At 55.8% G+C, this 15252-nt stretch carries 16 protein-coding genes; 7 read left to right on the top strand and 9 right to left on the bottom strand.

What is annotated here, in order from left to right:
- Window positions 1–2: 2 nt before the first annotated feature.
- Together P6287_RS22995 and P6287_RS22990 are read right to left on the bottom strand one after the other, a co-directional pair.
- Window positions 3–1739: a DUF2534 family protein gene (locus P6287_RS22995; protein ID WP_277975141.1), complete on the bottom strand. Its 1737-nt coding sequence runs from the start codon at window positions 1737–1739 to the stop codon at window positions 3–5.
- Window positions 1740–1811: 72 nt separating this feature from the next.
- Entirely contained in the window at window positions 1812–2228 is a 417-nt protein-coding gene (locus P6287_RS22990) for a DUF2946 domain-containing protein (protein WP_137387179.1), read from the bottom strand.
- A gap of 246 nt (window positions 2229–2474) precedes the next feature.
- On the opposite strand from P6287_RS22990, the gene P6287_RS22985 reads away from it, so the two are divergent.
- Together P6287_RS22985 and P6287_RS22980 are read left to right on the top strand one after the other, a co-directional pair.
- Window positions 2475–2696, top strand: a complete 222-nt coding sequence (locus tag P6287_RS22985; protein WP_110867236.1) for a type II toxin-antitoxin system prevent-host-death family antitoxin — start codon at window positions 2475–2477, stop codon at window positions 2694–2696.
- Window positions 2693–3070: a type II toxin-antitoxin system death-on-curing family toxin gene (locus P6287_RS22980; protein WP_277975140.1), complete on the top strand. Its 378-nt coding sequence runs from the start codon at window positions 2693–2695 to the stop codon at window positions 3068–3070. Before P6287_RS22985 ends, P6287_RS22980 begins: the two co-directional genes overlap by 4 nt.
- 9 nt (window positions 3071–3079) lie before the next feature.
- Here P6287_RS22980 and glsB read toward each other — a convergent pair whose 3' ends face one another.
- Window positions 3080–4003, bottom strand: a complete 924-nt coding sequence (gene glsB / locus P6287_RS22975; RefSeq protein ID WP_192414732.1) for a glutaminase B — start codon at window positions 4001–4003, stop codon at window positions 3080–3082.
- Window positions 4004–4148: 145 nt separating this feature from the next.
- On the opposite strand from glsB, the gene P6287_RS22970 reads away from it, so the two are divergent.
- The gene (locus tag P6287_RS22970; protein WP_192414734.1) at window positions 4149–4499 is read left to right on the top strand and encodes a cupin domain-containing protein; all 351 of its coding nucleotides are present in this window, start codon (window positions 4149–4151) and stop codon (window positions 4497–4499) included.
- Between the two features lie 82 nt (window positions 4500–4581).
- Window positions 4582–5046, top strand: coding sequence for a heme-degrading domain-containing protein (locus P6287_RS22965; RefSeq protein WP_210080080.1), 465 nt, complete (start codon window positions 4582–4584; stop codon window positions 5044–5046).
- Between the two features lie 110 nt (window positions 5047–5156).
- Here the strand turns inward: P6287_RS22965 and P6287_RS22960 are convergent, their stop codons facing one another.
- From P6287_RS22960 to P6287_RS22940, 5 genes are all read right to left on the bottom strand, one after another.
- Entirely contained in the window at window positions 5157–6470 is a 1314-nt protein-coding gene (locus P6287_RS22960) for a cytochrome c (RefSeq protein WP_277975139.1), read from the bottom strand.
- Between the two features lie 2 nt (window positions 6471–6472).
- On the bottom strand, window positions 6473–8242 hold the full coding sequence (locus P6287_RS22955) for a GMC family oxidoreductase (RefSeq protein ID WP_222183909.1): 1770 nt from the start codon (window positions 8240–8242) through the stop codon (window positions 6473–6475).
- Window positions 8243–8260: 18 nt separating this feature from the next.
- Entirely contained in the window at window positions 8261–8989 is a 729-nt protein-coding gene (locus P6287_RS22950; protein WP_137387185.1) for a gluconate 2-dehydrogenase subunit 3 family protein, read from the bottom strand.
- A gap of 208 nt (window positions 8990–9197) precedes the next feature.
- A complete protein-coding gene (locus P6287_RS22945; RefSeq protein WP_277975138.1) occupies window positions 9198–10022 on the bottom strand; it encodes a sugar phosphate isomerase/epimerase family protein in 825 nt (274 codons plus the stop codon).
- A 17-nt stretch (window positions 10023–10039) separates the two neighbouring features.
- Window positions 10040–11053: a LacI family DNA-binding transcriptional regulator gene (locus P6287_RS22940; RefSeq protein ID WP_277975137.1), complete on the bottom strand. Its 1014-nt coding sequence runs from the start codon at window positions 11051–11053 to the stop codon at window positions 10040–10042.
- 403 nt (window positions 11054–11456) lie between these two features.
- Here P6287_RS22940 and P6287_RS22935 point away from each other — a divergent pair, with 403 nt between their 5' ends.
- The 3 genes from P6287_RS22935 (at window position 11457) to P6287_RS22925 (ending at window position 14026) form a co-directional block, all read left to right on the top strand.
- Entirely contained in the window at window positions 11457–12635 is a 1179-nt protein-coding gene (locus P6287_RS22935; protein WP_277975136.1) for a Gfo/Idh/MocA family oxidoreductase, read from the top strand.
- A gap of 8 nt (window positions 12636–12643) precedes the next feature.
- Window positions 12644–13585 carry a sugar phosphate isomerase/epimerase gene (locus P6287_RS22930; protein WP_192413442.1) on the top strand — a complete coding sequence of 314 codons (942 nt, stop codon included), beginning with the start codon at window positions 12644–12646 and terminating at the stop codon, window positions 13583–13585.
- A gap of 96 nt (window positions 13586–13681) precedes the next feature.
- Window positions 13682–14026, top strand: coding sequence for a helix-turn-helix transcriptional regulator (locus P6287_RS22925; RefSeq protein ID WP_192413440.1), 345 nt, complete (start codon window positions 13682–13684; stop codon window positions 14024–14026).
- Here the strand turns inward: P6287_RS22925 and P6287_RS22920 are convergent.
- Window positions 14019–15209 carry an MFS transporter gene (locus P6287_RS22920; protein WP_277975135.1) on the bottom strand — a complete coding sequence of 397 codons (1191 nt, stop codon included), beginning with the start codon at window positions 15207–15209 and terminating at the stop codon, window positions 14019–14021. The genes P6287_RS22925 and P6287_RS22920 overlap by 8 nt on opposite strands.
- Between the last annotated feature and the right edge of the window lie 43 nt (window positions 15210–15252).

The following is a 15252-nucleotide window of genomic DNA, read 5'->3' as shown; positions in this document are numbered from 1 at the left end:
ACTTATCCCCGATCATCCTTTTCGCCGAGGAAGAAATACCACAGCGGAATCGACGTCAGCGCGGTAAATACCGTGGTATACAACGCAATCATAAAGCCCTGCGTGATGTACATGGTCAGCGACCAATGGCTAAATGGAATGCCATATTGATCGATAACGCCGCCGATAATCGCATTGCTCATCACCGTGCCGACAATCAGCGCCAGAATAAGCAAACCGCGCAGGAAGTAGCGCATCTCTTTACGCTTCACGGCAAATCGCGCGCGAATAATGCCCAGCGGAGATTGCTGTGAGGCCAGCAGCGCGGCTTCATCCAGCGGTGCGCGTTGCTGTTTGCGCCAGCGCAGGATGTCCAGCAGCAGGAACGCCAGCAAACTCGCGCCCATCACCGGCAGCGCATAACCCAGCGCCAGCGCCACCATTAACCAGGCGCCTTTGATGTAATGCGGCAGCGCCATCCAGGTTTCGGTCAGGGTTTGTGCCGGATTCGCTTCGACATCTTTTGGCCGACGAATCCACCACATGCGATAACCGAACACGATCATGCTGCATAAGCCGAGGCCAAAGAACGCCAGCAGCAGCTGATTAGGCAAACCAAACAGCACGCCCATATGCGCATCCACGCCCCAGCGCGTCAGCTTCGCCACCAGCGGGAAACTGGCAAAGTAGACGTGATCCAACACGCTAAAATTCTGCGGATTCACCGATACCGCATCGACTCGCGTTGGCCAGCTGCGATCGATCTCCGTCACCGCCCACGCTTTATCTGCGCTTTTCGGCTGACGCAGTTCGAGCTTCGCCGCGCTCAATCCATCCTGACGCGCCGCATTCAGCACGCGATCCCAGTCGGCATCAGCGGCGTTATTGCGCGCCGGTTTAGCGGGCGCCGCTGCCGGTTTGGTCATCGACGACATCGGCATACTCATGCCCGACATATCCATATCCGCCTTGTGCTCGGCGTGCGGATCGGCCGGTGCAGCAGGCGCATCGCTATTGAGCGAGGTATTCACCTGTGGCGTCAGCCAGTTCAGTTCGGTACGCATGCGATCGATATTGCCGCCCGCCCACTGCGACCACGTCAGGCCGGTCACCGAGAAGAACACCAAACCGATCGCCAGCGTCAGACCGAGCGTAATGTGCCAGTGGCGGCTGAAGGCGAAACCGCTGCGCGGTTGCTTCAGCTTACGTTTCGGACGCGTTCCCAGCCACAGCACCACGCCGCCGAGAGCGGCCACCCACAGCCAGGACGCCGCCAGTTCGCTGTAGTTACGACCGAAATCGCCTAGCAGCAGGCTGCTGTGCAGTAAGTCGATGGTGGTGCGCAGCGGCAACACACCGCTGGTGCCGTAAACCGGCATATCGCCTTTCACTTTCAGGCTGTAGGGATCGATAAACACCGCGCGAGACAGTGATGCACCGAGCGTGGCGTCGCTGAACTGCACGCGCGTGGTATCCGTTGTGCCCGGCGCAGGACGCACCGCGTAGATGTGCTGATTTTCGCCCGCATAGGCACGGGCCGCGCTGATTTGTGCCGACAGCGGCTGCGCGTTGCCTTGAGGTTCAGCGGTTAGCGCATCGGCATAAATCAGGTTTTCCAGCTGGGGCGTCAACACATAAAGCGTGCCGCTGAGCGCCGCAACAAAGATGAACGGGGCGACAAACAGACCAATATAAAAATGTAAGCGACGTAGCAAATTAAGCACCGCGCCGCGCGGTGCTGCAGAGTGAGCAGCAGACAAAGCCGTCTTCCTTCCAAAAAGAAATTGTCTTAGCACATCGCTCAGGCTGAGCGTGCGCTGCAATAAAAGAGGTCAGCAGGAAAGCGGTGCAGGCGGGGCGCGCGGACGATGAATGCTGCTAACGCGACGCACAATCGGCGCAACCACGTGGGGCAGCGGCGGGGCGCGCGAGATCACCATGATCAGCCAGATAAACGGAATAAACACCCACATCAGGAGCGGGACATGCACCAGCAGATCACAATAGCCGCAGGCAAACTCGCCGTCGTCCATCATGTGATGGCTCATGCCGGGCATCGGCATATCCGCCATCATCATTTCATGATGGCTCATTGAGCTATCCATCATGCTGTGCTGCGGCATCGCCAGCAGCTGGCTTTGACGCTCCATCAACGTTTTCGACACAATCGGCGCGACGAACAGCAGCAGCACCGCCACAATGGCGACGCAGGCAGTCAAACGCTGGCGGAAGTGATGTGTAAACGTCATGGTTGCTAGTGGATGATTCCGTAAATGAGGCGGAAGTGTAACGCGATTGACGTTGATGGGTTAAAAAAATAGAGGCTATTTAAGAAAAAATTCGCACCTTTTGAAAATAGTCACTTAAAGAGATGCGGCTGTTAACGTTAATGCAACCTGATAAAAACAGAGCGGAAACATAACATCGCGTCAGGAAATACCATTGATGACAAAGGTCAAGAGATGTACCATTCACCTGTACATGTTGGAGGTATTATGAACAAGTTTACTTATACCAGCGCCAGAGAGAATTTATCTCAGGTTTTGGACCAGGCGATTGCAGGCGAGGCCGTTGAAATTACTCGACGCAGCGGTGACTCAGCGGTTGTCATCAGCAAAGCCAGTTTCGAGGCGTATCGAAAAGCCGTACTGGATGCTGAATTCGCAGAGTTAATGGGTGAGTTTGATGCATCTAATAAAGCGTTAACAGATAGATGATTCACGTTTCTGCCGAGGAGGTTATTGCACTTCACGATTACCTTTTAAAGCGTTATGCCGGTGTTGCAGGAATGCCCGATCCCGGAAGAGCAGAAGCTATTGTTGCCCGCGTTATTAATCGTGAATATTACGAAGGGATTCAGGATATTTTTGAGCTTGCAGCAACCTATTGGGTGGCAATCTCACGCGGGCATATTTTTGCCGATGCGAATAAGAGAACCTCGCTTAACGTAACCATGTTGTTTTTAAAGCGTAATGGAATACGCGTACATGACCGGCCTGAATTAGTCGAATTGACGGTCATGGCAGCAACTGGCGAAGCCGGAGTGCCTTTTCTGGCAAACCAATTGCGCGCATTCTTCGGATCGCACTAACCACATTGTCTAAAAAATCGATCTTCCCAATCGCTCGGTAAGTTTCTCCAGCAGTGCGGTGCCCGCTAAAGAGTTGCCCGAATGATCCAGCGCCGGCGACCAGACGGCGATACTCATGTCACCGGGGATCACCGCGACAATGCCGCCGCCGACGCCCGACTTCGCTGGCATGCCCACGCGCCAGGCGAATTCCCCGGCACCATCGTACATGCCGCTGGTCATCATCAGCGCGTTGACCTGACGTGCCTGGCGCGGTGAGATCACCGCTGATTCATCATCCTGCGTGCGGCCATGATTGGCGAGATAGAGAAAGGTGCGCGCCAGTTCCTGGCAACTCATCGCCAGCGAGCAGTAGTGAAAATAGGTTTCCATCACTTTGCTGACATCGTTATGGAAGTTGCCGAAGGATTTCATCAGCCAGGCGATGGCAGCGTTGCGCGCCGAATGTTCGTATTCGGAGCGCGCGACGACGCGGTCGTAATGGATATCATTTTGCTGCGCCAGACGGCGCACAATTTCCAGCATGCGCTGGCGTGGTGCTGTCAGGCGGCTTTCCAGCAGATCGCACATCACCAACGCACCGGCATTGATAAACGGATTACGCGGTTTGCCCTGTTCCAGCTCCAGCTGCACCAGCGAGTTAAATGCCTGTCCCGACGGCTCTTTGCCGACGCGTTGCCAGATTTCACCCTCTTCATACAAGGTAAGCGCCACGCTGAGCGACAGCACTTTGGAGATCGACTGAATGGAGAAGCGCGTCGCGGCATCGCCCGCCTGAAAACAGCGTCCGTCGGGCGTGCAAATGGCGATGCCGAGCTGATCGGCATCCACGTCGGCCAGCGCCGGAATGTAATCCGCCACCTTTCCCTGCTGGGTGAGCGGACGAACTTCGCTGACAATCTCTTCTAGCAATGCATTACTGAGTTCCGACACCTTCACACTCCGTGTAACCAATATTGGCCAGGATGATGGTGATTTGCGCGCAGCGCGTCAATCGGCGGCGCAAAATTCTGTGAGCCTTCTGGGTGAAGCCTGCGTTACAGTGCGGGCTGATTTCATTAAATGTCGAGCCCGCGCGATGATAACTAACCTGTTTCGCGATTTCCCCGCCGCCGCACAGAACGGCAACGCAGAGACGTTTGAAGCGCTGCTGACGCAGCCCAATCTGCATATTGAACGCATCGTTTCTACCGGACAAGCCAGTCCGCCCGATTTCTGGTACTGCCAGACGCAAGGGGAATGGGTGCTGGTGTTACAAGGATCGGCAGGATTGCAGCTGGAAGGGGAAACGCAGGAGCGTCACTTGCAGGTCGGCGATTTTGTCGAGATCCCAGCTGGCTGCCGCCATCGCGTCAACTGGACCGACAGCAAGGGCCCAACGGTGTGGCTCGCGGTGCATTACGGTGCGATTCCGGTTAGCACAATCTGAAGTGAGAACCTCATCACATGCGAAAAATTCATTCCATGATATAAAATATGGAAAATTTATTTCAAATTGAGAGGATTCTATCATGTCATCGCTGCCGTCCTTAGAAACCTTGCAGCAGCAGGAAGCCGAGCATCGTTTACCGCAGTTTGATTTCGATTTAGCGTGGCAAATCGGCCAAAGCATTCAGCAGCGCGCGCGTGAAGACAATGCGCCTGTGGCTATCGAAGTCTATGCGTTTGGTCAGGTGCTGTTTCTGGCGGCGTTGCCAGGATCCGCCCCAGAAAATCTGGAATGGATGCGTCGTAAGCGTAATACCGTGCTGTTGACCGGCCACTCTTCGATGTATGTGGGGCTTATGAATGAACAGAAGGGCGAGCGTATGGCGCAGCAGCGCAATATCCGCCAGGAAGATTACACCGATCACGGTGGTTCTTTCCCGCTGCTCACTGCTCAGGGCGCGATTATTGGTGCAGTCACCATCAGCGGTTTACCGTCTGCAGACGATCATGCGTTAGCGCTGTGGGGGATTACTCAGCTGCTGCGTTGATGCATCGATAAAAAGGTCGCCATAAATGGCAACCCTTGTATCCTGAAAGTGTTGCTGGTTAGCGACCAGCAACGACGCTGAACGGTAACCAGAAGCTCGGTGGAGAAACGCTATTTCATCACCGGGACTTTCAGCTTAGCGCCTGCGCCGGTGGCTTTGCGCAGATCGGCGACCTGGCTGGCTTTCACCTCGGCAGCCTGATTACCCCACGAATTCCTTACGTAGTTCAGTACATCTGCCATCTCCTGATCGTTAAGCTTCCAGGAAAATGCCGACATGCCTGCGGACGTTGGGCGGCCTGCGGTGTGCGGCGCGCGGGCACCGTCCAGCAGTGCGTGAATCATGTTGGTGGGATCGTTCTGCATCGCGCCATTGCCCGCAAAGGCGGGCACCATGCCGGTGATACCTTCACCCGACAACCCGTGACAAGCCGAGCAATCCACTTCATAGCGCAGTGCGGCCCGATCGTGACGCGTTTTATCCATCACGAATCCGGCGGCTTGCGGCGTGGAAGAAGCCGGTAAGCTGCGCAGATAAGTGGCGATAGCGTGCAAATCACGATCGTTAAAATACTGCGTCGAGTGCTCGACCGCTTCGGCCATTGGACCCGCCGCCACGCTTGCACCGTTCGAACCGGTTTTCAGGTAGTCAGCGATCTGCGCGTCGCTCCATTTGCCAATGCCAGCATGAGGATTCGGCGTAATATCCGGCGCGTACCAGCTTCCCAGATTGCCACCTTGCAGATATTGGCTACTGATTTCGCCGCCCAGCGCGTTGCGCGCGGTGTGACAGACGCTGCAGTGCGCCGGACCATCAACAATATACTTGCCGCGATTCCACTCATCATTCTGCGCGGTTTGCTGCTTGAACGCGCTGTTATCGAAGAACAACAGGTTCCAGCCAGCCATTGCCAAGCGAATGTTGTAGGGGAAATTCATGCCCGCATTTTCATCGATGGCGTTGTGCACCGGTTTTTGTGCCGAAAAATAGGCCCAAAGATCGTGCATATCATCATCGCTCATCTGTGTATAAGCGGTGTACGGCATCGCCGGATAGAGGAAGCCGTGTTCGCCGCGTCCCTGACGCACCGCGTTAAAGAAATCGCGCTCGGTCATGTTGCCGATGCCGGTTTCACGGTCTGGTGAAATGTTCGAGGTTTGCAGCGCGCCAAAAGGCGTATCGATTGTGTAGCCGCCGGAGAAGTCCGCATTGTGACAGGCGGCACAGTCGGCGAGGCGCATCACGTACTCACCGCGTTTAATAGCGGCATCGTCATTGCTGTGGAAGTCGGCCAACTGCACGTTGTCGTCGGCAACGTTGGAGCGCGCGCTGTCTAACACCACCCACAAACGACCCGACGCCGCGATGCCCGCAATCACCGCCAATGCGGCGAGCGTGTAGGTAATTTTCTTTGCTTTCGCCATGATTACGCCCCCACCAGCGGTGCCGGATTATGGATGTACTTCTGGTGGATCGCCTGCGCAGCACGCACCGCCAGCGCACCAATGGTGATGGTCGGGTTATAACCACCGTTGTTCGGGAAGGCGGATGCGCCGACCACAAACAGGTTGTGCGCATCCCAGCTTTGCAGATAGGGATTGAGTGCGGAGGTGCTGGGATCGCTGCCCATCACCGCGCCACCAATGGTGTGCGAGCTGTGCTGCTGGTACGGATTCCAGCTCTTCTCCGCCTGGTTATCCACCACGATATGCTGGCCGCCGGTCTCTTTCATGATGTCGATGGCGCGATCGGTAACGAATTTCGCCATGCGCACATCGTTCTGGTTCCAGTCGAATGTGGTGCGGATCAGCGGCTGGCCGTGACGATCTTTGTAGTTGGGATCGAGATCGAGATAGGCTTCGCGCATCGGCATCGAGGTGCCCTGACAGAAGATGGTACCGGCGGTTTGGTAATCGCGCTTGTAGCCCGCTTTCCACTCGCTGCCCCAGCGTTTGGTGCCGGGACGCAGGCCGTTCATGTTCTGAATTGGACGACCGTTGGTGGAGAAGCCCATGATGCCCGCGCCGCCGATGAAATCGAGATCGCTGTGGTCGAAGTTATCGCCGTTGAAGTCATCAATCTGCACCGCCAATGCGCCGCCGCCGATGAACGGGTTCATAAATTCGTTATCGAAGAAGCCGGTGACGCTGGAGCAGGTTTGATAGTTGTAGTTACGGCCAATGGTGCCGCGACCGGTCAGCGGATCGTATTGTTCGCCCACGCCGGAGAGCAGCATCAGACGCACGTTATCCATCTGATAAGCGGTGATGCAGACGATATCCGCCGGCTGGAAGCCCTCCACGCCATCCTGGGTGATAAATTTCACACCTTTCACCGTTTTACCGTCGTCATGCTTTACGGCGTGCAACACTTCCGTTTCGGTCAGCAGCGTGAAATTTGGACGTCGCATCAGTACCGGCAGAATGCACGCTTGCGGCGATGACTTGGAGAAGTTGCCGCAGCCGTGGAAGTCGCAGAAGCCGCAATAGGTGCACGGACCCATGCTGACGCCGAGCGGATTGACATAAGCTTGCGACAGATTACCGGCCGGCACCGTGAACGGGTGATACCCCATGCTTTCGGTGGTTTTGCGATACTTGCTCATCCAGTGCGTATCTTTCAGCGGCGGGGTTGGATAGTCGCGTGAACGCGGGCCTTCGAAGATATTGCCGCCTTTTTGCGGCTGGCCATTAAGATTGCCCGCGATACCGGAAGTGCCCGCAATACGCTCGAAGCGATCGTAGAATGGCGCCATTTCGTCGTAGGTCACGCCCCAATCCTGCAGCTGCAAACCCTGCATCTTCTGCGCGCCGTAACGTTCGCGGGTTTGCTTCGCCACTTCAAAATCCCACGGCGTAAAGCGCCATGACATGCCGGCCCAGTGCGTGCCTGCACCGCCGACGTTCCAGCCAAATTGAAACGCCGACCAGTTACGTACCGGCGCTGCCAGCTGATCGCTGCGGTTGCGGAAGGTGGTGGTTTCCACGCTCATCGGCTGCAGGATTTTGCGGCGCGTGTGGAAACGCAGTTCATCGGCATCAATGGCGACCGGGAAATCGGTCGAGGTATCGCGCCAGGCACCGCGTTCAATGGCGACCACGTTAAGTCCCGCGCGGGTTAGCTCTTCCGCCATCACCGAACCGGCCCAACCTAAGCCGACGATGACCACGTCAGCTTTATTTCTTACTAATGACATTGACTAAGCTCCGGCTATTTAATCGTTAGGAATGAGGCTGACGGGAATAAGCGCCAGATTTTCGTTGCGGCGTTCGATATAAGGGCGATAGTCATAGCGTGCGCCGGGAAAACCGATCATCTTCCAACCCACCATATTTTTATTTCCGCCATAAATCGGATCCGCTAAATAGCTTTCACGCGCGTTTTGCAGCATTAATTCAAACAGCGCCTGGCTATTCACGTCTTTTCCTAAATCGATCTTGCCGTCTTCCATTGCTGTCAGGAATGTATCGATCTGTTCAGCTGATAAGGTATGTAATGAAGCCTGATGCTGTTGCTGCGCCCACTTTTCCAGCGCGGCTAAACCGGTTAAGTAGCGCGCTTTTGGCGGGGTAAGAAATTGCGGGCTGCCCATCAATGCCGCTTCATTTTCCGGATGCAGCGGCGCCTGCAAATAGAGCGCCGCGCCAGAGCCATAATCACCGGCTAACTGGTTATCGAGGAACTCAATCGCGCCCGCTTCACTGGCGGACGGGCCAAGGTCATCGGCGGGGATTAGGCGGTCAAAGATGGCTGCCAGATTCTGGCGATCCAGCGGATTGGTGAGCACCTGATAACCATCTTGCCATGCCGGTTGCGGCAGGTGATCGGTGCTGAGTTGGGTTTCCAGCGGGACATTGTGCAGCTCTTTCGCCCGTAGCTGCGGCGCGACAGCGAGGGATGCCACAATTCCACTGAGCGAAAAGAGCGCTTCTCTTCGGTTCATACTTTTTATCCCTTAAACTTCAACAGATGAATATTGACAGAGCACGACGTTCAGATATTTCAGACGCAATGACCGTGCGCAAATAGCGCGCAGGCGCTAGCGACGAATCTGCGTTCGTTATTGTTCTTTTCAGAGGTAGGGTAAATATACGGTCGCCATTTATGGTGATCGTATTTACGGGAAACCCGTTTATCGGGCTCCCTTTATGTTAATGAATAAATTTATTCATATCTTCATAGCAGTGACGCGAAATATCCCACAGATCGTCTTCCCAGTTTTGCGGGCTTAATAGTTCCGGTGACCAAACGCCGTCGTAGCCGGTAGCTTTTACCGCCGCCACCCAGGCGGCAATATCCACATCGCCTTGGCCTGGTGCGTAGTCGCGCTGTACCCACTCATCCCAGGCTTCACCCGGCTTGCCCGCGCGGCCATCGCAGAAATGCACGCCGTAAATCAGATCTTTATCCATGCGCGCCACTTCGTCAGGCATGGTGCCGCCGCCGGCATGCAGGTGCCAGAAATCTACCACCACGCCAAGATTGTCTTTGCCGCTCTGTTTAATCAGATCCAGCGCGTGTTGCAGCGAATTGAACGCGGTGAAGGCGACGACTTCAATCTGGAATTTAATGCCGTGTGGTGCGCCGATATCGGCGATGGCGGAGATATTCTCCAGCAGGATGGCATCACGCTCGGCGGCGGAAAGGTGATCGAGTTCGGTCAGCGCCATGATTTGCACCACCGGACAACGCAGTTCCACCGCGGCCTGGCAGATTTTTTCCGCTTCGCGCAGCAGCTCAGCTCGCGCTTCCGGCTCATGGCGGCCAATACGTTTCAGCGCATTGATGCAGGTAATATCGACGCTGTATTTCGCCATCAGATCGCGGTAGGCAGCATAGCTGCCACCGTTATCCAGATAGCGATACAGATGTTCTGGCAGGATCTCCAGCCCGCTAAAGCCAGTCTCATGGGCGATGCGTAACTGAGTGACGGCATTGCTGTACCAAACAGACACGCCATGCAACGACAACTTCATCTCTCCTCCTTGTTACCTCACGGCTTCAGGTGAGAGCGTCGAATACGCAATTCTCCCTGAGACCAAACGCCACCCGGAGTGGCACGTTCATCAATCAGCCGGTTCAGGGCTTCAGTGATGATCAAATCAATACGCTGGCTGAAGGTGGTGAGCTGCCAGCTGGGCAAGCTGGCTTCATCGATGTCATCGAAACCCACCACCGCCATGAATTTGTTGCCTGCACCTTCGCGCAAGGCCGCCAGCGCGCCGAGCGCCAGCACATCGTTTTCGCAAAACAGCGCTTCAACCCGCTGATCGGGCGCGTGCGCGTTGAGATACTCAGTCAACGCCGCGTAGCTGCGTTCGCGGGCGTATTCACCGGCGGTGAGCAGCACTTCCAGCGCCAGGTCAGCTTGGTTCAGCGCAAGTTGCAGACCTTCCAAACGCAGCGTGTGATGGCTGCTGGTGGCCGGGCCCATCATGTACCCGATGCGCGTATAACCTTGCGCCAGCAGCAGTTCGCCCAGCTGTTTGCCCGCCTGCAAGCCATCGATATTGACCACTTCAATATCCGGCTCGTCATTGTTACGGCACACCTGCACCAGCGGAATGTGGTGCATTTCACGCGCCACGGCGACCAGCTCATCACTCAGCACCGTGCCGAGAAACAGCATGCCATCGACCTGCAGCTGATCGGCCAGCGACAGCACCGCGCGGTAGTTTTCACCGCTACCAATATTCAGCAGCAGCGCCATGTAGCCGCGCTGCTGTAGCTGGCGGGTGACGGTGTCGAGCATCAGCATCGAGTGCGGATTTTTCAGCTCGTCGATCACCACGCCAATAATCTGTGTCTTCTTCTGCGACAGGCTGCGGGCCAGCAGGTTAGGGCGATAACCCAGCTCGGTGGCAATCGCGATTACGCGTTCGCGCGCTTTCTCGGAAATTGACGCGCCGGGCGTAAAGGCACGCGATACCGTCCATTTCGAGACGCCAGCCAGTCTTGCCACATCGCTGGCAGTGGCTTTGTGGGATTTTGTGGTTGGTTTACTCATAGCACCTGCATAGGGGAAAAAGCGGAGACCCCAGCATTGAACGTGAAACCCAACGGAAAATAAACACCTAAGCGCACGCAATTGGCGTAAAGCGCGACAAATAACCCTGTTTTTAGGATGTTGCGATTATGTTTGATCTTTGCACCCGATTGCAACGTTTTTTGCAATCGGGTGCATTTCATTAACTTTTTGTGATCGATTTCGCTGATTTGCACTTTGCCAGATTGACTAAAAAGTCGTCTTAGCTGACATTTTGCTCACCACTACCAAGCAAATCTCGTTTTTACCTGTCGTGTGCAGCTTATTTTGCACCCGGTAGCAAAACAGTAAAACGCTAAAATTAATCTCTGATCTCTTACCTCAAACCATTTTGCACCCGAGTGCAAAATAAACAGGAGTTGTTATGCTCATCGGTGAAAAGAGTATTCCACGCCCACTGCGCTGGGCCATGATCGGTGGCGGCCGTCTCAGCCAGGTGGGTTATAAACACCGTTGCGGTGCGCTGCGTGATAACACGGCGTATCAGATGGTGGCCAGCGCCTTTGATATCGATGCCGAGCGTGGCCGCGATTTCGGTGTCAACTTAGGGCTCGATGCGGATCGCTGCTACGCCACTTATCAGCAGCTGCTGGCCGAAGAGGCGAAGCGTGAAGATGGCGTTGAAGTGGTGTCCATCGCCACGCCAAACGGCACCCATTTTGAGATCACCAAAGCGGCATTGAATGCCGGTATTCACGTCATTTGTGAAAAGCCGCTGTTCTTCACTACCGCCGAAGCGCTGGAAGTTAAAGCATTAGCGGCGGAAAAAGGGCTGATCGTTGGCGTGACCTACGGTTTCTCCGGCCATCCGCTGCTGATGCAGATGCGGGCGATGATCGCCAACGGCGAAATTGGTGATGTGCGCATGGTGGAGCTGCAATACACCCACGGCTTCAGCGCTAATGACAGCGCCGACAAATTTAGCGAAGCGCAAAAATGGCGCGTCGATCCTAAGATTGCCGGTCCGTCTTTTGTGCTCGGCGATATCTCGACGCACACCTTCTACATCTCCCAGCTGGTGTTGCCAGAACTGAAAGTGAAATCGCTGCTGTGCGATCGCCAAAGCTTCATTCCGTCGCGCGCGCCGTTGGAAGATAACGCCATGGTGCTGATGCATTACGACAACGGCGCGGTAGGGCGCATGTGGGCCTCATCGATTAATGCCGGTTCGATGGACAGCCAAAGTATTCGCGTGATTGGTTCGCGCGCCAGCCTGGAGTGGAGCGACTACAACCCAGGCGAGCTGAAATATGAAGTGCAGGGCCAGCCGAATCAGATTATGCATCACGGCATGCCGTACCTGCATGAAAGCGCCCTGGCCGATGAACGCCTGGGCGCGCTGCACACTGAAGGCCTGGCGGAATCCTGGGCCAATATCTATCTGAAATTTGCTATCGCCATCCACGCCACCCAACAGGGCGACCAAACCACGCTTGATAACCTGATCTATCCCGATATTAACGCCGGAATTGAAGGTGTGCGCTGGATTGAAAACTGCGTGCGTTCTGCGGACAACGGCGCGAGCTGGGTTAACTACGAATAAGGATTGCCATGAAACTTTCGTTTTGTACCGATAGCCTGGGTCATCTGCCGTTTGAACAGATGCTGGATAAGTTGCTGGAGCTAGGTGTTTACGGCGTAGAGATGACGACCGGCGGCTGGTCACCAGCGCCGCATCTGCGTACCGAAGCGTTGCTCGGCAGCGCCACGCAGCGTCAACAGTTGTTGCAGGCGCTGGAGAGCCGCGGCATGTCGATTGCAGCGCTGAATGTGTCGGGTAATCCGCTCGATCCAGGCGAATTAGGCAACAAACATAAGCGCGATACGGAAAACGCGCTGGCGCTGGCCGGAGAACTGGGGGTGAAGAAAATCGTCATGATGAGCGGCTTGCCCCCCGCCAGCCCGCACGACACCATTCCAAACTGGATCACTTACACCGTAAGTTGGCCGCCGACGCTGAAAAACTGCCTCGATTATCAGTGGAATGAAGTGGCGATCCCTTACTGGCAAGGGCTGGTACAGCGCGCTAAAGAGAGCGGCGTGGAGAAATTCGCGCTGGAGAATTTCAGTTCGATGCTGGTGTGGAATCCGGAAACCTTGTTCCGTCTGCGCGACGCGGTGGGTGAGATGGTGGGACTCAACCTCGATCCCAGCCATCTGCTGTGGATGGGCGCGGACCCTATTGCGGCAGCGCGCGCGCTCGGCCCGGCGATTCATCACTGTCACGGCAAAGATGTGCGTCTGGAGCGCGGGCTGGTGGATATCAACGGTCTGTTGGAAACCAAACCGGTGGAAGATGTCGCCAATCGCGCCTGGAACTATGTTGCCGTTGGTTGCGGCCAGGATCTGCAGTGGTGGAAAGAGTTCTTCTCGGTGGTACGCATGATGGGCTACAACGACTGGGTATCGCTGGAAATGGAAGATCTCACCATGTCGGTGGAAGCGGGCGTAACCTCCTCGATTGCGGCACTTAAGCAAACCCTTAGCCAGTAATGTCAAATTCACGGCGGGCAACCGCTCGCCGTGTTCTGTACATCGAGCCTTGCCTGCCTGATAATTCGTGGTTCACCCACTATTAAGAGGCACGCCATGCTGGAAAACCATCCACAGCGCGACGAAATCAGGCTGGAGAATGTGCTGGCGGCGTTGGGCAACCCGATGCGCATGACGGTAATCAGCATTCTGGCGGACGGCGGCGAACATACTTGCGGATCGCTGCTGAAAGGCGTCTCCAAATCCACGTTGACCCATCACTGGCGCGTGCTGCGCGAAGGCGGCATTATCTGGCAGAAACCCTCTGGACGTGAAAACCTGCTGTCGTTGCGGCGCGACGATCTCGATGCCCGTTTCCCGGGTCTGCTTGATTCACTGCTTAGCGCCGCCCAGCAAGATCCCCTGACCCGCACCACGCTGGATGATTTCCAGGTTAAATAACCCGCGCACGCCCAGCCAGCGTAGCCACAATCATCTGCAACCCCGCAATCACCAACAGCAGCATCAGCGGCCACTGCCAGTTGCCGCTGACATCATGCAGCAGGCCAAAACAGAGCGGGCCCAGCGCCGCTAATCCGTAACCGACGCACTGTGCCATGCCCGACAATTTCGAAGCCTGCAAATGATCATGGGTGCGCAGATTAAACAGCGACAGGCAAATCACCATTGATGCACCGGCGCCCAGTCCCGCCAGAATCAGCCACGGCAGCGCGTATTGCGGTGCCATTAACAGTCCCGCGACGGCGATAAAAATCGATAGCGATGCGAGAAAACCAATCATCCGCTGGTCGTGCATTTTTTTCAGTGCGCTCATGCAAGCCAGGTTCGAAACGATGGCCACAATTTGATAGACAAACAGCATGCCACCCGCTTCCAGCTGGCTAATGCCGCTGTCTTGCGCAAAAGGCGTAAACCAACCAATTAGGGTGTAGAACAGCAGCGACTGGCAGGCCATAAACAGCGAAACCTGCCAGCCTAAGGCCGCGCGCCACGGTGAGCGCGTTGATGTGCCGTTGGCGCTGTTTTTGGTCTGAGACGCAGGTTTTTTCAGGTACGGCAGCCAGGCTAACAGCGCGATAATCGCCGGAATCAGCCACACCGCTAATGAGAGTCGCCAACCCGCGCGACTCAGCTCTGCCAGCGGCACCACCACGCCCGATGCAATGCTGGCGGTGATCGCCATGGCCATCGCGTACAAGCCAACATATCGCGCGGTGTGTTCGGTGAAATCACGCTTAATCAGCGGCGGCAGCAGCACGTTGGCCGCCGCAATCCCCGAGCTCAGGATGATCGTTCCCACCCACAACGCATTTTCACTGCCGCTGATACGCAGAATCGATCCCAGCGTGATGAGCAGCAATGCGCCCCATAAACTGCGCTCAAGACCAAAACGGTTGCCGAACCATGCTGCGGGTGGCGCTAAGGTAGCGAACATCAATAGCGGCAAGAAGTTGATCACGCCCGCCGCACTGGCGCTCAAGCCAAACGTCAGACGGATGTTTTCCAGCACCGGGCCAACCGCGGTAATAGGCGTGCGCAAGTTGGCCGCTGTCAGCAGCAGTAAGAACAGGAAAAAACCAGAACGACGCAGAGCAGGATTCGCAGATAAAACGGTATGGGTCATATTTTCGCACCATAGCAATGAGGCAGAGCGAGTCTGCTTATGG

Origin of the sequence: Pantoea sp. X85 (assembly GCF_029623675.1) — a bacterium.
GTDB classification, from domain to species: domain Bacteria; phylum Pseudomonadota; class Gammaproteobacteria; order Enterobacterales; family Enterobacteriaceae; genus Pantoea; species Pantoea leporis.
The sequence above is the reverse complement of the archived record's forward strand: the minus strand, read 5'-3'. Positions and strand labels throughout refer to the sequence as shown.